17 protein-coding genes are annotated in these 19,078 nt (G+C 64.5%); 14 read left to right on the forward strand and 3 right to left on the reverse strand.

Translation table 11 applies throughout. The annotated features are described in order from the left end of the window. From WAQ08_RS04840 to WAQ08_RS04855, 4 genes are all read left to right on the forward strand, one after another. Positions 1-1,153 (forward strand): efflux transporter outer membrane subunit (locus WAQ08_RS04840; protein WP_422189535.1); only part of this gene is annotated, 1,153 nt, incomplete at its 5' end. Positions 1,154-1,298: 145 nt separating this feature from the next. Next, the gene (gmk, locus tag WAQ08_RS04845; RefSeq protein WP_422189537.1) at positions 1,299-1,919 is read left to right on the forward strand and encodes a guanylate kinase; all 621 of its coding nucleotides are present in this window, start codon (positions 1,299-1,301) and stop codon (positions 1,917-1,919) included. Positions 1,920-1,984: 65 nt separating this feature from the next. Next, entirely contained in the window at positions 1,985-2,188 is a 204-nt protein-coding gene (rpoZ, locus tag WAQ08_RS04850; protein ID WP_125244837.1) for a DNA-directed RNA polymerase subunit omega, read from the forward strand. 153 nt (positions 2,189-2,341) lie between these two features. Then, complete coding sequence (locus WAQ08_RS04855; RefSeq protein ID WP_422189540.1) at positions 2,342-4,552, forward strand: RelA/SpoT family protein; 2,211 nt, start codon at positions 2,342-2,344, stop codon at positions 4,550-4,552. On the opposite strand, the gene greB is transcribed toward WAQ08_RS04855, so the two are convergent. Next, positions 4,553-5,122, reverse strand: coding sequence for a transcription elongation factor GreB (gene greB, locus WAQ08_RS04860; RefSeq protein ID WP_422189542.1), 570 nt, complete (start codon positions 5,120-5,122; stop codon positions 4,553-4,555). It lies immediately after the preceding gene. A gap of 193 nt (positions 5,123-5,315) precedes the next feature. On the opposite strand from greB, the gene WAQ08_RS04865 reads away from it, so the two are divergent. The 10 genes from WAQ08_RS04865 to WAQ08_RS04910 all read left to right on the forward strand — a co-directional run bounded on the left by WAQ08_RS04865 (position 5,316) and on the right by WAQ08_RS04910 (position 16,212). Continuing rightward, the gene (locus WAQ08_RS04865; RefSeq protein WP_422189544.1) at positions 5,316-5,966 is read left to right on the forward strand and encodes an excisionase family DNA-binding protein; all 651 of its coding nucleotides are present in this window, start codon (positions 5,316-5,318) and stop codon (positions 5,964-5,966) included. 153 nt (positions 5,967-6,119) lie between these two features. Continuing rightward, positions 6,120-6,818, forward strand: a complete 699-nt coding sequence (locus tag WAQ08_RS04870; RefSeq protein WP_422189546.1) for a TVP38/TMEM64 family protein — start codon at positions 6,120-6,122, stop codon at positions 6,816-6,818. 109 nt (positions 6,819-6,927) lie between these two features. Then, positions 6,928-7,431, forward strand: coding sequence for a sigma-70 family RNA polymerase sigma factor (locus WAQ08_RS04875; protein WP_422189548.1), 504 nt, complete (start codon positions 6,928-6,930; stop codon positions 7,429-7,431). 8 nt (positions 7,432-7,439) lie between these two features. Continuing rightward, positions 7,440-8,405 (forward strand): FecR domain-containing protein, encoded by a 966-nt coding sequence (locus WAQ08_RS04880; protein WP_422189550.1) that lies wholly within the window; start codon positions 7,440-7,442, stop codon positions 8,403-8,405. Positions 8,406-8,478: 73 nt separating this feature from the next. Further along, positions 8,479-10,806: a TonB-dependent siderophore receptor gene (locus WAQ08_RS04885; protein WP_422189552.1), complete on the forward strand. Its 2,328-nt coding sequence runs from the start codon at positions 8,479-8,481 to the stop codon at positions 10,804-10,806. 248 nt (positions 10,807-11,054) lie between these two features. After that, positions 11,055-13,418, forward strand: a complete 2,364-nt coding sequence (locus WAQ08_RS04890; RefSeq protein ID WP_422189554.1) for a TonB-dependent receptor — start codon at positions 11,055-11,057, stop codon at positions 13,416-13,418. Positions 13,419-13,533: 115 nt separating this feature from the next. Beyond that, a complete protein-coding gene (locus tag WAQ08_RS04895) occupies positions 13,534-14,685 on the forward strand; it encodes an alpha-hydroxy acid oxidase (RefSeq protein ID WP_422189556.1) in 1,152 nt (383 codons plus the stop codon). Beyond that, positions 14,669-15,352 (forward strand): Fe2+-dependent dioxygenase, encoded by a 684-nt coding sequence (locus WAQ08_RS04900; RefSeq protein ID WP_422189558.1) that lies wholly within the window; start codon positions 14,669-14,671, stop codon positions 15,350-15,352. The genes WAQ08_RS04895 and WAQ08_RS04900 overlap by 17 nt, the downstream gene beginning before the upstream one ends. 40 nt (positions 15,353-15,392) lie before the next feature. After that, complete coding sequence (locus tag WAQ08_RS04905) at positions 15,393-15,665, forward strand: PepSY domain-containing protein (RefSeq protein WP_422189560.1); 273 nt, start codon at positions 15,393-15,395, stop codon at positions 15,663-15,665. Next, the gene (locus tag WAQ08_RS04910) at positions 15,652-16,212 is read left to right on the forward strand and encodes a cytochrome b/b6 domain-containing protein (RefSeq protein ID WP_422189562.1); all 561 of its coding nucleotides are present in this window, start codon (positions 15,652-15,654) and stop codon (positions 16,210-16,212) included. The genes WAQ08_RS04905 and WAQ08_RS04910 overlap by 14 nt, the downstream gene beginning before the upstream one ends. A gap of 213 nt (positions 16,213-16,425) precedes the next feature. Here WAQ08_RS04910 and WAQ08_RS04915 read toward each other — a convergent pair whose 3' ends face one another. Together WAQ08_RS04915 and WAQ08_RS04920 are read right to left on the reverse strand one after the other, a co-directional pair. Further along, positions 16,426-17,034: a DUF305 domain-containing protein gene (locus tag WAQ08_RS04915; RefSeq protein WP_422189564.1), complete on the reverse strand. Its 609-nt coding sequence runs from the start codon at positions 17,032-17,034 to the stop codon at positions 16,426-16,428. 103 nt (positions 17,035-17,137) lie between these two features. Then, positions 17,138-18,634, reverse strand: a complete 1,497-nt coding sequence (locus WAQ08_RS04920; RefSeq protein WP_422189566.1) for an LVIVD repeat-containing protein — start codon at positions 18,632-18,634, stop codon at positions 17,138-17,140. Positions 18,635-19,078: the final 444 nt, after the last annotated feature.

The raw sequence follows: 19,078 nt of genomic DNA on the forward strand, positions 1-19,078 counted from the left end.
CCTGTGGCGCCAGGCCGGTGCGGCCCGCTGGCCGCAATTGGGCGTGTCGGCCTCGGCTTTGCGCACTGAGTCGTCCACTGCGGGTGGCAATACCACCTATGCCGCCGCGCTGGAAGCCAGTTGGGCCCTGGACCTGTGGGGCCGCCTGGCCCGCGAGCAGGATGCCGGCGGGGCCAATGCCCAGGCCACGGCGGCCGACCTGGCCGCGGCCCGTTTGAGCACCCAGCTCAACCTGGCCGAGCAGTACTGGCGCCTGCGTGTGCTGGACCAGCAACTGGCCCTGCTCGATCGCACCCTGTCGGCGTATGAGCGCTCGCTGCAACTGACCCGCCACCAGTACGAGGCCGGCATGGCTGCACGCGCTGACGTGATCCAGGCCGAAACCCAGTGGCAGACCCTGCGCGCCAACGTGCACGATGTGCGCCTGCAGCGCGCCCAGCACGAGCATGCGCTGGCGGTGCTGGCGGGTCGTGCCCCGGCCGATCTGTCATTGCCTGTCGTCACGTCCCGGATCGCGGCCATCCCGGCCGTGCCGCCGCAGATGCCCTTGCAGTTGCTGACGCGTCGTCCGGACGTGGTGGCCGCCGAGCGCCGCGTGGCCCAGGCCAATGCCCAGATCGGCGTGGCCCAGGCCGCCTGGTGGCCGGACATCACCCTGGGCGCGCGTGGCGGTGGCACCGGCCCGCGCCTGGGCGAGTTGTTCGAGGCGCCCTGGCGCACCTGGTCGCTGGGCCCCACGCTGGCCGCCACCCTGTTCGATGGCGGACGCCGCCGCGCCGGGGTAGAGCAGGCCGAGGCCCGCTATGAGGAAACCGTGGCCGCCTACCGCCAGACCGTGCTGACCAGCCTGCGCGAGGTGGACGATGCCCTGGCCGTCCTGCACCAACTGGGCGCCAAGGCCGAACAGCAGGCCCGCCTGGTGGCCCTGGCCGAAGAGAACGAGCGCGTCGTCACCACCCGCTACCAAGCCGGCCTGGTCGGCTTCCTGGAAGTGGTGGTGGCCCAGAACCTAACCCTGGGGAGCCAGCGCACGGCCCTGGACGTGACGGCCGAACGCCTGGTGGCCAGCGTGCGCCTGATCGCAGCACTGGGCGGCGGCTGGCAGGGTCTCGAAGCCGCGGCCAACGAGCCTGAGGGCCCCTCCGGCGGGTAGGGTATGTAAAATCCCGCCCTTTGCGGACACTCAATCCCGGCGCGCAGGCGCCGATAACGAGGCGAAGCAATTCATCTGGCGGCGATCGGCCGCCCTCAAAGGCGAAGGCCCTGTGGCCCCAGCCCCGACAAAGGTGCCCACCACCATGGACTACCCAGGCAATCTGTTCGTGGTCGCCGCGCCCAGCGGCACCGGCAAATCCACGCTGGTCAAAGCCCTGCTGGAGCTCGATTCGCGCCTGCAGGTCTCCGTCTCGCACACCACCCGGCCCCCGCGCGGCCAGGAAAAGGACGGCCGCGAGTACTGGTTCATCAGCGAGCCGGATTTCCGCGCCAAGGTCGAGCACGGTGATTTTTTCGAATGGGCCGAAGTGCACGGCAACCTGTACGGCACCTCCCGCCAGGCCATCGAAGAGCGCATCAAGGGCGGCGAAGATGTGGTGCTGGAGATCGACTGGCAGGGCGCCCTGCAGATCAAGAAGATATTCCCCAACGCCATCCTGATCTTCATCCTGCCGCCCAGCTACGAAGAGCTGCTGCAGCGCCTGAACCGCCGCGGCGAGGACACGCAGGACGTGATCGACCTGCGTATGACCAATGCCCGCACCGAGGTCAACCAGGCCCGCCACTTCGATTTCATCGTGGTCAATGCCCTGTTCGAGTCGGCTTTGTTCGACCTGAAAGCCATCGTCCACGGGCAGAGGTTAAAATACGCTGCCCAGCGCCGTAACAAGTCGGGCGTGTTCCAGGCCCTCAACCTGCTTTGAACCGCTGTTTCAGCCCTGACTGACCTGCCGCCCGGCACCCGAACGATCCCTTTGGAGAGAGCACCATGGCCCGCATCACCGTCGAAGACTGCCTGCAGAAGATCCCCAACCGCTTCCAGTTGGTCCTGGCCGCCACCTACCGCGCCCGCATGCTGAGCCAGGGCCACACGCCCAAGATCGAATCGCGCAACAAGCCCGGTGTGACCGCCCTGCGCGAGATCGCCGCCGGCCAGGTGGGGGTTGAAATGCTGCGCAAGGTCCCGACCTGATCCCTGCAGGGGCGGCGCCACGGCCCTGCGGCCGGCACGCCTTCCTTCGCACCGCACAAGCCCGCCAATGGCGGGTTTTTGCGTTTCTGTTCATCGGTCCGGTCCTGGCACGCCCCGCGTCATGGATGTTGCAGACGCGCTAAAGTTAGCTTCATGTCCCAAGCCCACCAAGAAGCCTCCGCGGCGTCGTTTGCCGCGCTGCTGCACAAGCTGGATTACCTGGACGAGGCGGACATCCGCCGCGTCCGTGATGCCTATCGCTTTGCCGACGAGGCTCACCTGGGACAGTTCCGCGCCAGCGGAGAGCCCTACATCACGCACCCCATCGCGGTGGCCGGCCTGTGCGCCGACTGGAAGCTCGATGCGCAGGCCATCATGGCCGCGCTCATGCACGATGCGATGGAGGATTGCGGCGTCACCAAGATCGAGTTGATCGAGCGCTTTGGCGCCCCCACGGCCGAGCTGGTCGACGGCCTGACCAAGCTCGACAAGCTGCAGTTCTCCACCAAGGAAGAATCGCAGGCCGAGTCCTTCCGCAAGATGCTGCTGGCCATGGCGCGCGACGTGCGCGTCATCCTGATCAAGCTGGCCGACCGCCTGCACAACATGCGCACCATGGATTCCATGGTGGCCCACAAGCGCACTCGCATCGCCCGCGAAACGCTCGACATCTACGTGCCGATCGCGCACCGCCTGGGCCTGAACCAGAGCTACCGCGAGCTGCAGGAGCTGTCCTTCAAGTACATCAGCCCGTGGCGCTACGGCATCCTGGCCAAGGCCGTCAAGAAGACGCGCGGCAACCGGCGTGATCTGGTCGATCGCATTCAGCGCGAGGTGGAGAAAGCCTTCGGCGATGCGGACATGACGGTCGAGACCTTCGGACGCGAGAAGACCATCTATTCGATCTATCACAAGATGCGCGACAAGCACCTGAGCTTCGCCCAGGTCAGCGACATCTTCGGTTTCCGCATCGTCACGCGCGAGCTGCTCGATTGCTACCGTGCCCTGGGCGTGCTGCACCAGCTCTACAAGCCGTTGCCCGGCCGCTTCAAGGACTACATCGCCATCTCCAAGGCCAACGGCTACCAGTCGCTGCACACCACGCTGGTGAACCCCGTGGGCACGGCGGTGGAGTTCCAGATCCGCTCGCAGGCCATGCACGCCGTGGCCGAGAAGGGCATCGCCGCTCACTGGATGTACAAGACGCAGGAAGAGGCCGCCTCGGGGGCCACGCCGCACCAGGCTGCCGTGTGGCTGCAGTCGCTGATCGACATTCAGCACGAGACGCGCGATTCGGCCGAGTTCCTCGAGCACCTGAAGATCGACCTCTTCCCCGAATCGGTCTACGTGTTCACGCCCAAATCGCGCATCCTGGCGCTGCCCAAGGGCGCCACGCCGGTCGACTTCGCCTACACCATCCACAGCGATGTGGGTGACCACTGCGTGGCCGCCAAGGTCAACGACGAGCCCGTGGCCCTGCGCGCCGAGCTGCGCAGCGGCGACGTGGTCGAGATCATCACCGCGCCGAGTGCCAAGCCCAGCCCGGGCTGGCTGAACTTCGTGCGCACGGGCCGTGCCCGCTCCAAGATCCGCGCCTACCTCAAGAACATGGAGGCCGAAGAGTCCCTGGAGATGGGCGAGAAGCTGCTGTCCCAAGCGCTGCGCCCCGAGGGCCTGACCCTGCCGCACGGCGACGAGCACACCGAAGGCAAGGACGGCGAACTCTGGCAGGCCCTGATCCGCTGGGGCGGCAACCGCTCGCGCGACGACCTGCTGATCGACATCGGCCTGGGCCGCAAGATCGCGCCCATGGTGGCCAAGCGCATCGCGCAGATCATGGCCGAGTTCGGCGAGCGCCCCGATGCGCTCACGCTCACGCTGGGCCGTTTCGCCGCGATCGAATCGCCCTCGCAGGGCTCGGTCATCATCGATGGCAGCGAAGGTGCCACGGTACAGCTGGCGCCGTGCTGTCGCCCCATCCCTGGCGACCCCATTGCCGGCTACCTGGGCCGTGGCGAAGGCCTGGTCGTGCACACGCAGATGTGCGGTGTGGGCAAGCGCCTGTTCGAGCGCGACCCCGATCGCTGGATCGATGTGGGCTGGTCCGAAGAGCCCACGCGCGCCTTCGACACCGACATCCAGGTGCTGGTGGCCAATGGCAAGGGTGTGCTGGCGCAGGTGGCCGCGTCCATCAGCAGCGCCGAGACCGACATCACGCACATTGAGATGGGCGACGAGCGCCTGGGCGAGACCGCCGAGCTCAAGCTGACCCTGTCGGTGCGCGACACCGAGCACCTGCAGGACGTGCTGCGCACCCTCAAGCGCTGCCCGGTGGTGCTCAAGGTCAACCGCGTCAGCCCCTGATCAGGGCGCAGGGGAGGGCGCTGGGTAGCGCACCTCCAGCACCTCGATCTTCTCCAGCCCGCCTGGCGTCATCAACTGCATCTCGTCGCCCTCGCGGGCCTTGAGCAGTGCACGTGCGATGGGGGCGATCCAGCTCACCTCGCCCTGCAGGTTGTCCGTCTCGTCGATGCCCTTGATGGTGATGGTGCGCTCTTCACCCTTGCTGTTGGCATAGGTCACCGTGGCGCCGAAGAAGATCTGATCGTTGCCGAAGTGTTGTGATGGGTCGGCCACCTCGGCGATGTCCAGGCGCTTGGTCAGAAAGCGGATGCGGCGGTCGATCTCACGCAGGCGCTTCTTGCCGTAGAGGTAGTCGCCGTTCTCGGAGCGGTCGCCGTTGGAGGCGGCCCAGTGCACGATCTCGACCACCTTGGGACGTTCCTCGTCGATCAGGCTCAGCAGTTCGTCGCGCAGGCGCTGGTAGCCCTGCGGCGTCATGTAGTTGCGCGTGCCGGCGGGCAGGGGCGGCAGGCCGCCGAGTTCGTCGTCCTCGTCGCCGCTGTCGGATTCCTTGGTGAAAGCCTTGCTCATGAGGACAGATTGTGCACAAAGGCATGCATTGGCATGCCCATGTGGCGCGCGATGTAAAGAGTGGCCCGGTGCCGGCCGATAAACAGAGACGCTGACATAACTCTCACAACATGAAAGCAAGCTGGCCTTCGCGGCCATCCGAGAAAGGGGCTTTTCCATGTCGCAAGTGATCCCCCTGGGACCGGCGTCCCGCATGCTGACCACCCGAGAGGCTGCTAGCCGCCTGGGCGTGTCGCTGCGCACCGTTCAACTGTGGGTGGAGGCCAGCATCCTGCCGGCCGCACGCACACCGGGTGGCCATCGACGCATCCCCTACAACGCGGTCGAGGCCCTGGCCATGAGCATGGGGCTGGAAAGCCTGGGCGAGCCGGGCACGGCCCCCAGCGTGCCGGCCTCGAAGTCGGCCTCGCATCACGCCGAGGTGCGCCCGCTGCGCATCGTGCTAGTGGCGCAGGAGCGCCCCTGGCTGGCCGCTTGCGTGTCGGCCCTGGAGGTGTTCGGCCAGAGCGTGTCGGTGGAAACTGCCGACAACGGCTATGTGGCCCTGCTGCGCATCGGCCAGGAGCCGCCCGATCTGCTGGTGACCACCTTGGATCTGCCGGGCATGGATGGCCTGCGGATGCTCAGTACGCTGGAAACCCATGAGTCCCTGGGCGGCATGCGCGTGTGGGCACTGACCGCCGAGAGCCCCGAACAGCTCAGTGCCCGTGGCGGCCTGCCGCCCATGGTGGAGACGCTGGCGCTGCCGGTGAGCCCCGAGGCGCTGGCCATCCGCACCGGCCGCTGGGTGCTGGCCCGCCAGTCCACCAACCGCAGCATCCGCCAGGAACTGCGTCACGACTGACGTACTCCGGGGATTTTTCACCCCCTGAAGTGCGGGGGCGCGGGTGTGTGGCTGAAGGTAAGTCCCCGTGCGCGGGGGGCGTGGCCTGCGCCAAGATGCCCGCTCGATGCGGCCTGATGTCGTGGCCGCCCCTGTGTTTCCCGAGGGTGTGCGTTGAACCTGCCTCGTTTCCTGCGTTGGGCCCGCTGGCTCCTGATCGGCCTTTACCTGGCCTTGATCGTGGCCGTCATGCTGGCCTGGCGCGATCCCCAATGGCGGCCCTACCTGGAGCCGCAGGCGCTCGCGCGCATGGGCCGTGATCTGCTGGACATGCCGATGGGGCCGGTGCTGGTGCTGGCGGGCTACGTGCTGGCCGTGCTGCTGGCCGTGCCCGTGGCCGCGCTGATCACGGTGGGTGCGCTGGTGTTCGACCCCTGGCCGGGCATGGCGTATGCGCTGGTCGGGATGGTGGCGGGGGCCACCGCCACCTATGGCCTGGGCCGCCTGGCCGGTGCCCAGTGGGTGGACAGCTTCGCGCCGGATGGCCGGCTGCATGCCGTGGTCGGCGCCATCAAGCGGCGTGGGCTGTGGGCGGTCATTGTGATCCGCGCCGTGCCGCTGGCACCTTTCATCGTCGTCAACATGACGGCGGGCGCCTTCCGCGTGCGCCTGCGCGACTACGTGCTGGGCACCTTCCTGGGCCTGGCGCCCGGCACCATCGTGATCTCGCTGTTCATGGACCGGCTCACGGCGGCGCTGGCCTCGCCCGATGCGGGCACCTACACGGCCCTGGCCGTTGTGGTGGTGGGTGGCGTGTTCCTGCTCTGGCTGGTGCGGCGACTGTTGCGCCCCAAAGACTCGGCGGTGATCTGACGGTGCGCCCCCGGAGCCGGTGATGTGTGCAAATGTTAAGCGCCCTATAATGAGAATCCTTATCATTTGATGGCCTCCGGATGGCGCTGTAGTCACGGGAGGTGTCGTGATGCACCAAGAGCACGGGCATTTTTTCGGAGCGCTGTACGCCAGCCACCATCGGTGGCTTTTCGGCATGCTCCGCAAGAAGCTCGGCTGTGACCACAAGGCCGAAGACCTTACGCAGGACACCTTCCTGAAAGTACTGGCCTCTCAGGCCGCGCCCTTGTTGCAGGAGCCTCGCGCTTTCCTGAGCACGGTGGCCCACGGGCTGGTCGTCAACCACTGGCGCCGGATCGAGATCGAGCGGGCCTATGCGTCGGCGCTGGCGCACCAATTGCCCCAGTTGGCCGTGTCGCCCGAAGACCGCGCCCTGGTGCTCGAAGCGCTGTGCCAGATCGATGCGCTGCTGGCCCGCTTGCCCGCCAAGGCCAGCCAGGCCTTCCTGATGGCCCGCCTGGAAGGGCTGGGCTATGCCGAGATCGCCGAGCGCCTGGGCGTGTCTGACCGCATGGTCAAGAAGTACATGGCCCAGGCCATGCACCAGTTGCTGCTGGCTGACGGCGAAGCCTGAGCGCCTTGATGCCAGGTGCAAGCAAGCCCACGGGCGCGACGGTGCTGGAGCAGGCGTCCCACTGGTACGCCCTGCTGCAGGCCGATGAGGTCTCTGAGGCCGATCGGACCGGTTGGCAGCGCTGGCTGGCCGCCGATGCCAGCCATGCCCGGGCCTGGGCGCGTGTCGAGGCCATGAGCCAGCGTTTCGATGCCCTGCCGGTGATGACGGATCGCCCCGCAGCCGTCCGCGCCCTGCACCGGGCGCAGGGCGCGGGGCGCAGGCGTGCGCTCAAGGTGATGGGTGCGGCCGGCGTGGGGGCCCTGGGCGGATGGCTGGTGGCGCGTGATGAGGGCCTGCACCCCCTGCGTGCGGATCTGCGTACCGGCGTGGGGGGGCAGCGCACGCTGGTGCTGGCCGACGGCAGCCGCGTGTGGCTCAACAGTGCCAGCGCGCTGCGTGTGGCCTTCGGTGCGCGTGAGCGCCATCTGGAACTGCTCAAGGGCGAGTTGCTCATCGACACGGCTTATGACGCGAATCGTCCGCTGGTGGTGTCGACCGAGGAAGGGCGTATGCACGCGCTGGGCACCCGCTTCGGTGTCTACCGGGAAGGTGGGCGCTGCCACGTGTCCGTGTTCCAGGGCGCGGTGGATGTGCGCGCCCGTCATGCCGACCACCGCTTCGTGGTGCCGGCCGGGCAGCACGTGAGCCTCACCGGGCACGAGATGCACGCGCCCGAAGCCGCCACGCCCATGCGCGAGGCCTGGACACGGGGGCTGCTGGTGGCCGATGACATCCGCCTGGGCGATTTCGTGGACGAGCTGGCGCGCTACCAGGTCGGGCATCTGGCGTGCTCGCCTGCGGTGGCTGGCCTGCGCTTGGTGGGCGTGTTCCCGCTGAATAACATCGAGCAGATCTACGCGGCGCTTGAGCAGGCCTTGCCTGTGAAAGTAACACGCCGGCTGCCCTGGTGGCGCCAGGTCGACGCAGCCTGAGGCGGTTGGCGATCGCATGGTGACGCGTTCGCGGCTTCTTCGGGGTGCCTGGTGCGGCGCAGTGCTGTGTGGCTTGCTCCCCAGCATCGGTGGAGCGCAAGATGCGCGCCCCGATACCACTGCTGGCGCCAGCGTTCATGGCCCGGCGGCGGCACGCCTCTACCAGGTCGAGCCCGGGCCGCTGGGTGCGGTGCTGAGTCGTCTGGCCGATCAGGCGGGCGTGTTGTTCGTGGCGGATGCGCGGCTCACGCAGGGCCTGCAAAGCCCCGGTGTGCAAGGTGCTCGGGGCTTGCGGCAGGCCTTTGAGCAGGCGCTGGCCGGCTCCGGCCTGGTTGTGACGCAACAGGGCGGGCGCTGGGGATTGCGCGCGGCGGTCGTGCCCACGCAGGCGGCCGAACTGCCCCCGGTGAACATCCAGGCCAGCGAGCTGGCGCGCGGCTACCGTGCGCGCCGGGCCGATGCTGCCTTGCACACCGATACCCCGCTGATCGAGGTGCCTCAGTCGGTCACGGTGCTGCCCAAGGCCTTGCTGGACGATCAGGCCCCCCGCAGCATGGCCGAGGCCTTGCGCTGGGTGCCGGGCCTGGGCGCGGCCCAGGGCGAGGGCAACCGGGACACGCCGGTGTTCCGTGGCACCTCGTCCACGGCGGATTTCCTGTTCGATGGCATGCGCGATGACGTGCAGTACTATCGCGATGTCTACAACGTCGAGCGGGTGGAGGTGCTCAAGGGCCCCAATGCCATGCTGCAGGGGCGTGGCAGCGTGGGCGGGCTGATCAACCGTGTCGGCAAGGAGCCCACCTGGCGCACGCACCGCGAGTTGACTCTGCAGGCAGGGTCCTGGGCCCAGAGTCGTGCCACGCTGGATTGGGCGCAGCGTTTCAGTGACACCCTGGCCGGCCGGCTGAACGTGATGGCCGAAGCCGCGAACAGTTGGCGCGACGCCTACTGGATGCGCCGCAGCGGCATCAACCCCGTGCTGGCGGCTCGCCTGTCGCGCGACACGCGGCTGACCCTGGGTTTCGAGCACTTCCAGGATGATCGAGTGGACGATCGAGGCATTCCGTCATGGAACGGCAAGCCTGTGCGCACGGGGCGCGGCACCTTCTTCGGCAACCCGGACGAGAGCATCAGCCGTGTCAGGATGGATGTAGTCAGTGCGGTGCTGGAGCATGACCTGGGCGAGGGGCGCAGCATCAGCAACCGCACGCGCTACGCCTATTACGACAAGTTCTTCCGCAATGTCTTCGCGGGCTCGATGCCGCTTGACAAGCATGGGCTGGAGGTGAACCTGACGGGACACGACAGCCAGACGCGCCGCCGCAACCTGTTCAACCAGACCGATCTGGTCTGGCCCGTGCAATCGGGCGCCTGGCATCACCTGCTGCTGGCGGGGATCGAGCTCGGCGCGCAGGACGGTGACAATTGGCGGCAGACGGCCTACTTCCAGAGAACACCTTACACGGTGCCTGTGAGCAATCCGACGTCTTATGAACCCGTGGTCTTTCGGGTGGCAGGCAACGAGCCCAATAGCCGCAGCCGCAGCGACACGGCAGCCATCTACGTGCAAGACCAGATCCGCTGGTCGCCGCAGTGGCTGGCGGTGCTGGGGCTGAGGCACGAACGGCTGGACACGCGCATGACGGACCGTACCCAGCGGCTCGACCTGTCCAGCCTGGATCAACTCTGGTCGCCTCGTGCAGGCCTGGTCTACCAACCGGCGAGCCATCTGTCCCTGTACGTCAATCACAGCATCGGCTACCTGCCGCGGGCGGGCGAACAACTGATCGCGCTCAATGCGGGCAACCAGTCACTGAAGCCCGAGAAATACACCACCGTTGAAGTGGGGGCCAAATGGGCCGTGCGCGAGGGCCTGGATGTCACCGCAGCCCTTTACCGATCGCATCGCAGCAACGCCGCAGTGGCGGACCCTGCGGTGGCCAATCAGTTCTTGCTGGTCGATGGCCAACTCGTCAAAGGCCTAGAACTGGGGCTCAGCGGCGCGGTCACCTCGTCCTGGCAGGTGTCCGGGGGCTACACCTACATGGACGCCCGGCTGTTGTCGAACTTCCCCGGGGGCAAGGCGGGTGCGGTACTGGCCCATGCGCCGCGCCACAGCCTGGCCTTGTGGAACCGGGTCTCCCTGATGCCCCAGTGGACCACGGGGTTGGGCATCAGCTACCGGGGGCGGGTGTTCACCTCCACCGACAACACCGTGGTGCTGCCTGAGTACGCCCGTCTGGATGCGGCCGTGTACTACCAGCCCAGCCCGGCGCTGAGGCTGCAGTTCAATGCTGAAAACTTGCTGGACCAGCGCTACTACGCCTTCGCGCACAGCAACAACAATATCTCGCCAGGCTCTCCGCGAGCCCTGCGCCTGAGCCTCATCACCGCCTTCTGATCGCGACAGGCCGTTGGGAAACGGTTAGAGCGATTGATCTAGAAATTTCACGTTCCACAGGTTCCCTTTCTTGGGACTTGCATGGCAAGCCAATCGAAGCATTTGTTCGCTCATGGGCAGCAAGTGTGCCAGCCATGACATCGACAAGGCGCCCTCTGGCGCCTTTCATATTCATTGATTGGCATTCGCATTTCGCTTTCGATTTTTCTTGTCTTTTTAGTCTTTTTAAAATCACCTAGGAGTCACCCGTGAAGCAGCCCAGCAGCAAGACCCGCCGGCCCCGCAGCCTGCGCCAGGAACAAGGCGTAGCCACCCCCGCCGTCGTCAAGAGTGGTCTGGCCCTGAGCCTGTCCACCGCCATGCTGGTGCCACTGGGCGCGATGGCTCAGCAAGCTGCCGAGTCGCAGGCCACGCAGAACGCCGAACTGCCTGCCATCAAGGTGCAGGCCACCAAGATCGACCCCAATCCCAACGCTGAAGTGGGCGCGCCCTACAAGGCCAGGACCTCGGCTGACACGCGTCGCACACGCCCCATCGCGGAAACCCCGCAGACCATGAACGTCATCACCAAGAGCGCGATCGACGATTACGGTCAAACCGATCTGGCGCAAGTCCTGCTCACCCAGCCTGGCATCACGCTGGGCACCGGTGAGAACGGCAACATGTTCGGCGACAACTACAACATCCGCGGTCAGTCGGCCAAGAGCGATACCTTCGTGGACGGCATGCGTGACCCTGGCATGAGCACGCGCGAAACCTTCGCCACCGAGCAGATCGAAGTCACCAAGGGGCCGTCATCCTCTTTTGCGGGCCGTGGCTCTTCCGGTGGTGCGATCAACATGATCACCAAGCAGGCCACGCTCGATTACGACTTCACCCGCGCCAGTGTCGGCTTCGGCACGGACAGCTACCAGCGCCACACGCTGGACATGAACAAAGCCTTCGGCGACAACGTCGCCGTGCGCGTGAATGCGCTGTGGGCCGATCAGGACATTCCCGACCGCGATCCGGCCACCCGCAAGCGCGAGGGCATTGCCCTCGCCGGCCTGCTGGAAGTGAACAAGGACCTGTCCGTGATGGCTGATTTCTATCACCTGAAGGCCACCCACAAATACCCCGATGCAGGTACCTTCCTGGTCGGAACGAATCCCACCCGCAGGCCGACCTCGAACTCTTCGCTGGTTGGTGCGCAGAACGACGACTTCCTGGATTCGACGGCGAACATCGGCAGCCTGCGCGTGCGCTGGGCGATTTCGCCCACGGTCACGCTCAACAGCCTGACGCGCTACGGCAAGAACGACAACGCTTACGCCTTCTACGCATCCCAAATGGGTCGGGCGCCTTACGCCAACAATGCGGTTATTCAGTCGCATACCCGCTTTCAGGAGTCGACGTATTTCGCCCATCAGGACAATCTGCGTTGGGATACCGATCTCGGTAATGGCAGGAAGAACGAATTCGTTGCCACGATCGAGTACTCCGACAACCATGCCGAGCAAGGCACCTTCGCGCGGACCGGCGCAAATGCGAACAGTTGCGGCTCTACGTCGTATTGCATCGGCAGTATCGTCAGCGGTGACGATATCGGTACGACGGTTGCCAATCTGCAAAGCGTAGTGGGCGGCCATTGGACACGTGGCAAGAAGGACGTCGACTGGCGCGTGAAAACCATCGCGGTCAGCGCGATGGATACGTACGACATCACCGACCGCTTCACCGGCTTCGCCGGCCTGCGCGTGGATCGCCCTGAACTGACGATGAAGACAGGCCTCAGCGGCGCCTCCTCGGTCAGCTACAAGTACAGCGACACCCTGACAAACTACTGGGCCGGCCTGAGCTACAAGCTGAACAAGGACGCCATTACCTACCTCAGCTACGGCACGGCGCAGGACATCAACGGTGGTGAACCAGATTCGGGCACGAGCGCCAACTACGGTGGTCTCGTGGCACTGAATAACAAGTTGGTTCCAGGCACCAAGCCGGAAACTGCGCGCAACGTCGAACTGGGCATCAAGTGGAACCTGCTGGACCAGAAGCTGCTGGCCACGGCCGCCGCGTTCCGCACCGACAAGACCGATTTGATGCAAGCGACGGGTACATACACCACCGAAGGGACCACGAACAGCGGTGGGCTGCGTATCCAGGGTGTGGAGTTCGGCCTGGTGGGTAACGTGACGGAACAGTTCTCGGTGCAGGCTGGCGCGGCCTTCATGAGTTCGGAGATGACGAAGTCGCACCCATCCGCTGCAGCTGCTCAAAACGTCGGTCATGAACTGGCCAACTTCGCGAACAGAACCGCCTCGGTCCTGGGCCGCTATCAGGCCACCCGCGCCTTCGCCTTTGGCGGCGTGGCACGCTACGCCAGCAAGCGTTGCGGGGGACAGCCAGATACCGGCGTGAGCTACAGCAATGGTGAATGCACGCAACCGATTCCGAGCTACACGGTGTACGATGCCTTTGCCGAATACACCATCAACAAGCGCTACCGCGTGCGTGCAAACGTGTTGAATGCCACCAACAAGGAGTACTACACGGCTGCGTACCAGACCGGCTTCTTCCTCTACAAGGGTGATGCACGTCGCGTGTACCTGACACTGGACATCGAGCTGTAAATCAGGACGGTGACATCGCAGCCGGCATGGCCTTCTCCTTGCCGGCTGCTTTCCTCCTTGCCCCCCGCACAATGCGGGGGTATCTTTTTTGGGGGAGCCTACTCTGAACTTGACCGTGCATCACATTCCGCCATCCACCGGCATACCCCCAGAGGTACGCTGCGCGCATGATTACGAGCGCCTGGCCGAGCGTTTCATGGCTGCTCCCAGCCATGCCTACATCGCGGGCGGCAGCGGTCATGACGCGACGGTGGCGGCCAACCGCGCAGCCTTCACGGCCTGGGACATCTGCCCCCGCGTGCTCGCTGATGTGCGGCACGGGCACACGCGCCTGGCCCTGCCCGGCGCGGCTGACCTGGCGCACCCTGTGATGCTGGCACCAGTGGCGTACCAGACGCTGGCGCATCCGCAAGGAGAGCTGGCCAGTGCCCAGGCGGCCGAGGCGACGCACAGCGGCATGCTGGTCAGCACGCTGGCCTCGCATCAACTGGAAGACATCGCCCGCCATACCGGGCCTGTGCGTTGGTTCCAGCTCTACCTCCAGCCCACGCGCGAGGCCACGTTGACCTTGCTGCGGCGTGCCGAGGCCGCCGGCTACACCGCCATCGTGTTCACGCTGGACGCCTCCATCCAGGTACCCAGCCTGCGCGCCTTGCAGGCGGGGTTCCGCTTGCCGGCACATGCCGTGGCGGTCCATGTCGATCCACAGGCAGCGCCTGTGCCTGAGCCCTTGCGCGAAGGCCACAGCCGCATCTTCCAGGGCGTGATGCAGCAGGCGCCGCGCTGGGATGATCTGGACTGGCTGCTGGCCCAGACCACGCTGCCGGTGTGGGTCAAGGGCGTGCTGCATCCCAGCGACGCGCGTGCCTTGCAGGCGCGTGGCGTGGCTGGCGTGGTGGTGTCCAACCATGGTGGGCGCGGGCTCGATGGCGCACCTGCCAGCCTGCGGATGCTGCCTGCCGTCCGCGAGGCCGTGGGGCCGTCGTGGCCCTTGCTGTTCGATGGCGGTATCCGCAGCGGCGCCGATGTCTTCAAGGCGCTGGCGCTGGGTGCCGATGCCGTGCTGGTGGGGCGCCTGCAGATGTACGCCTTGAGCGCGGCGGGTGCGCTGGGCGTGGCCCACATGCTGCAACTGCTGCGTGATGAACTGGAGATCTGCATGGCCCAGGCTGGATGTGCCACCCTGGCCAACATCCGCGGCGACTGCGTGCTGCCTTTGAACACCGCCTTCCAACCGAGGATCACGCCCGATGCTGATCACCATTGAAAACGTCCTGAGCAAGGACGAGGTTCGCAGCTTTCGCGCCAGGCTCGACCAGGCCGATTGGCAGTCCGGCTCTGCCACCGCCGGTACCCTGGCCCGCAACGTCAAGCAGAACCACCAGTTGGCCGATGGCTCCGAGCTGGCCGTGGCGCTGGGGCAGCATGTCCTGAGGCAATTGGGGCAGGTGCCGCTGTTCATTTCGGCCGCGCTGCCCAGCAAGATCTACCCGCCCAAGTTCAATCGTTATGCCGATGGCGGCACTTACGGTGTGCACGTGGACAGCGCGGTGATGCAGATCCCGGGCACCTCGCAGAGCATGCGCAGTGACTTGTCGGCCACGCTGTTCCTGTCCGAGCCCGATGAATACGACGGCGGCGAGCTGGAGATTGAAGATGCCTTCGGTGCCCAGGCCGTCAAGCTGGAAGCGGGCGATCTGGTGCTCTATCCCTCGTCCAGCCTGCACCGCGTGACGCCTGTGATGCGTGGTGTCCGCGTGGCCTCCTTTTTCTGGATCGAGAGCCTGGTGCGTGACGATGGTGCGCGCACTCTGCTGTTCGACCTGGACCAGGCCATCCAGGGTTTGACCACCAAGGTGGCACCCGACGATGCCCATCTGCTCAAGCTCACAGGCACTTATCACAACCTCCTCAGGCGATGGACCATCACCTGAGCCGGCTTCCCCTTCCTTCTATTCCATTGGAGATCGCACCATGAAGCAATACATCATTTCTGCCAGCGCCGCCGCACTGCTGGCCCTGGCCGCCGGTGGCACCTGGGCGCATGGCGAGGTCAAGTGCCCCGCCCATCCCAAGGAAGAGTGGAGGTCCCACGAAGAACTGGCCAAGAAGCTCACCGCCGAAGGCTGGGTGATCCGCCGCATGGAAAAGACACCGACCTGCTACGAGGTCTATGCCAAGGACCCCAAGGGCAAGCGCATCGAGGCCTTCTTTGACCCCAAGACGTTCGAGCGTGTCGAAGAGTGACCACACGGGCCCGTCCCGACTTCGCGTCTGGGACTGGCCTGTACGGCTGATGCATTGGTCGCTGGTCACTTCGGTGGCCGGTGCCTGGATCGCCCGGCATCGCCTGGACGACGTGCACGCGTACTGGGGCTACGCAGCCCTGTGCATCGTGGGCCTGCGCCTGGGCTGGGGATTGGTGGGAGGCCGCTACGCACGCTTCACGCAGTTCGTGCGGCCTTGGCACCCCACCTGGAGCTACCTGTGGGGGGTGATCGCCGGCCACGCGCCGCGCTACATCGGCCACAATCCGCTGGGCGGCTGGATGGTGGTGGCGCTGATGAGCTGCCTGGGCCTGCTGGGTTTCACCGGCTGGCTCTACACCACGGACATGTTCTGGGGCTACGGCTGGCTGGCCAATCTGCATTGGGGCCTGGCCTGGGTGCTGCTGGCGCTGGTGGCGCTGCATGTGTCGGGTGTGGTGTTCACCAGCTTCAAGCACCGCGAGAACCTGGTGCGCGCCATGCTCACCGGCAACAAGCCGCCCGCCGGGCCCACGGACGTGGTGTGAGCGCCGCGTCTGCTGAGCATCCCCAATGGGTGTGCGCAGCGCCGTCCTGCATCGAGCGGCATTGGGCCGACCTGGCCAGGCACCGCTGCACGGGCTTTCGGCAGATCAGTTCGGGCCGCGTCATGCGCCGCCTGGTCTCCCACGATGTCGATGCGCAGCCTCATGGGGCAGGGGCAAAGGAGTCTCGGCTGTCCAGATGATGATCGGTGAAGGCTACTGAGCAGCCCGCATCAGCAAGCCTGTCATTTGTGCCATCTCTCTTCTCTGTTCCGTTGCGATGGCGCGGGCAAACAAACGCACTGCTTCGTTCTCGGCGTGTTCCATCGCGAAGCGGGCCATGACGAGGGCGCCTTGGTGGTGCCGGATCATCATGAGCAAGAACTGACGATCAAATGAATCATCTCGCAACGCTGACAATTGCTCCAACTCCGTCTGAGACGCAATGCCTGGCATCTCCTTGCCGGGCACACAACTGGCAAGAAACTGGTCAAAAGCCGGATCCCGCTTATTCGCATTGGCGTAGGCTTCTTTCATCCAGCGCATGTCGTCAATGTTGGATTCGATTGGCGGGGCGCTCCATAGCATCAACCAGCCCTGCATATAGCCGACTTCTTTCAGCTGCTGATTGATGATGCCCGTGGCAATCGATCGAATGGTAAGCGTGCCTTGAGTGAGCGCCATGCGAGCCATGACCAACGCCTGCTCGTGATGAACGGTCATGCTTTGCGAAAAGCCCACGTTGACGGGCAATGAAGCGCCAGCGCCATCTGGCGCCAACGCTTTGATGGTGAGGGGCGACGCATCGTCCAGCCTTTCCCACACGCTCGATCTCCAACTATGGCCTAGGAAGCCGGCAACCGCCCCACTTACAGCAACGGTCGCCAGCCAGAAAAAGCGCCATCCACCCATGCTCACCTTTTGCTGGTCAACGGAGCGGATAGGCCCCGTTGGTGAATTTCAGGACCATGAATCCATTGTCATTGCACATGGTCCACAATTGTCCGTTGACGAACTTGGGTGGAGACGAGCACCAATCCGCTGTGATTTGAGAACGCTTGCTCTTGACGCCAATGAGCGCGGAAAGCGTTGACAAGTCATACACACCCAAGCCGGCCCTGTCTTTTGTGAAGGCGGGCGACATGGCATGGTCGGATCCAGGCAAGGCGTCATTGCGGCCAGTCTGGGCGGGCGGATTGAAGTAGGCGATTTCCCTGGGCAGCAAGTGATCACGGATGTCGAACACCCGAATACCGGATTGGAAATAGCCGCATGCTAGGGCCGTGGGATCGTTCTTGCGGTCAACGGTGCAGTAATGAGCGTCGTAATTGAAGAAGCCCGTTCCCGCCACGCCGCTCATGGCTGTGTTGGCATTTTCCTTTAGCTGAATGGCCAAGCGGATATGGGAAACGATGACCGGCTTCGTTTCATCAGAGATGTCGATGAAGCGGATGCCACCCGTCATGCCATCACCACCGAACTCATCGATGACGATCAAATGAGGTCGGCCCTGGATCTTCACAGGCAAAGCCTTTTGCGTGATGCTCCCGTCGTTCCAGTTTGCTTTCGAGATTTGCCGGACTTTCGGGTTTGCCTTGCGATTCTGGATGTCACTTACATCCAGGACAACGATCCCTGCTGGAAGAACGCTTGCCAAATACATGCGCGTGCCGTCATCGTTGAAGGACATGCCATGGTTGAAGAACAGAGTGGAGCCACCGAAGTAAAGTGACTGAGGCTTGGACGGATTGCTGATATCGATGGCACTGAGGGTGCCTGTCGTTGCACTGGTCGTCCAATAGGTTCTTCCATCAGGAGACCACTCTCCTTCATGGGCTTGATTGGTCACAGCTTGTGAGTCGCTCGACAGGAGAGCCTTGTTGAGCAGTTTTGGGTTCGCGCAATCTCTGATGTCGTACAGATCGAGTTTATGGGACCCCGTGAGGATGCCGACACCAGCGCCCGCCAGCATCGTGCCTGCTTCATTGACTTTCAAGGACTCCCAGGTACCGACATGGAAGGCCCGCGTATCAAGCGACTTGACCCAGCGAGGCGTCGAAGGATTGGAGACATCGATGACTTGGACACCTTGGCGTTTCTTGGCAGAAACTGCCAAGTAAGAGGTAGGCATGTATGCGCAATTTCCTGCGATCGCACCGATGGTGGCTGCGCCTTCGCCTTGGTATTGGCCGACCAGTTCGAGGTTGCATGAATAGCCTTCCTTGCTGCGGCCGCTCTGGCGATCTTGCAAGGGAACTTCACCTTGCAGGCCAGTTTCGGGACGTGAGCCTGGTCCGCATTGTGCCGCCGTCACGGCAATGTTCTTGGTCTGCGATTGATCTTCAGCGGCAATCACACCAAGAGAAAGAGGGCCAAGTACAAGTCCGATGATGAGGGGGCGCAGGCACGGAACAGCTTTTTGCATGGTGATCCTTTTTGGGGCGATAAATAGTAGGTCACGCATCGAGAATGTGGCTTTCTACTTCTGCGTAGATTATTTGTACACATTGGTAGGAAACAAGCAAGAGCAAAGAACCTCATTCTTTTCCTCCTTGGAATTTGTCCGTAAATTGTGTTTGCGCGCAGTGGTACTTTGCGCAACGCAATGATGGCTGTTTGTCACTGCCGGAGTAATACTGACCCACTTCGTCGGAGTAAAAATGACCTGAAGCGCCCCGGGTTTGGCGGAGGCTCCAACACTGGAGAATGGAGCGATGAAGAAGTCCCCCGAAGTTTTCGCCTGAGGTTCGTGAGCGTGCCGTGCGCATGGTGCAGGAGCACCAGGCCGATTACCCGTCGCAGTGGGCGGCGATCGAGTCAATCGCCGGCAAGATTGGCTGCGTGCCGCAGACGCTGCACACGTGGGTGC

This window comes from Aquabacterium sp. (assembly GCF_049274795.1).
In the GTDB taxonomy this organism is placed as follows: domain Bacteria; phylum Pseudomonadota; class Gammaproteobacteria; order Burkholderiales; family Burkholderiaceae_C; genus Aquabacterium.

Coding starts and splice junctions, on each gene's coding strand:
- gmk (WP_422189537.1), top strand. CDS start 1,299: ATGGACTACCCAGGCAATCTGTTCGTGGTCGCCGCGCCCAGCGGCACC.
- rpoZ (WP_125244837.1), top strand. CDS start 1,985: ATGGCCCGCATCACCGTCGAAGACTGCCTGCAGAAGATCCCCAACCGC.
- WAQ08_RS04855 (WP_422189540.1), top strand. CDS start 2,342: ATGTCCCAAGCCCACCAAGAAGCCTCCGCGGCGTCGTTTGCCGCGCTG.
- greB (WP_422189542.1), bottom strand. CDS start 5,122: ATGAGCAAGGCTTTCACCAAGGAATCCGACAGCGGCGACGAGGACGAC.
- WAQ08_RS04865 (WP_422189544.1), top strand. CDS start 5,316: ATGCTGACCACCCGAGAGGCTGCTAGCCGCCTGGGCGTGTCGCTGCGC.
- WAQ08_RS04875 (WP_422189548.1), top strand. CDS start 6,928: ATGCACCAAGAGCACGGGCATTTTTTCGGAGCGCTGTACGCCAGCCAC.
- WAQ08_RS04880 (WP_422189550.1), top strand. CDS start 7,440: ATGCCAGGTGCAAGCAAGCCCACGGGCGCGACGGTGCTGGAGCAGGCG.
- WAQ08_RS04900 (WP_422189558.1), top strand. CDS start 14,669: ATGCTGATCACCATTGAAAACGTCCTGAGCAAGGACGAGGTTCGCAGC.
- WAQ08_RS04905 (WP_422189560.1), top strand. CDS start 15,393: ATGAAGCAATACATCATTTCTGCCAGCGCCGCCGCACTGCTGGCCCTG.
- WAQ08_RS04920 (WP_422189566.1), bottom strand. CDS start 18,634: ATGCAAAAAGCTGTTCCGTGCCTGCGCCCCCTCATCATCGGACTTGTA.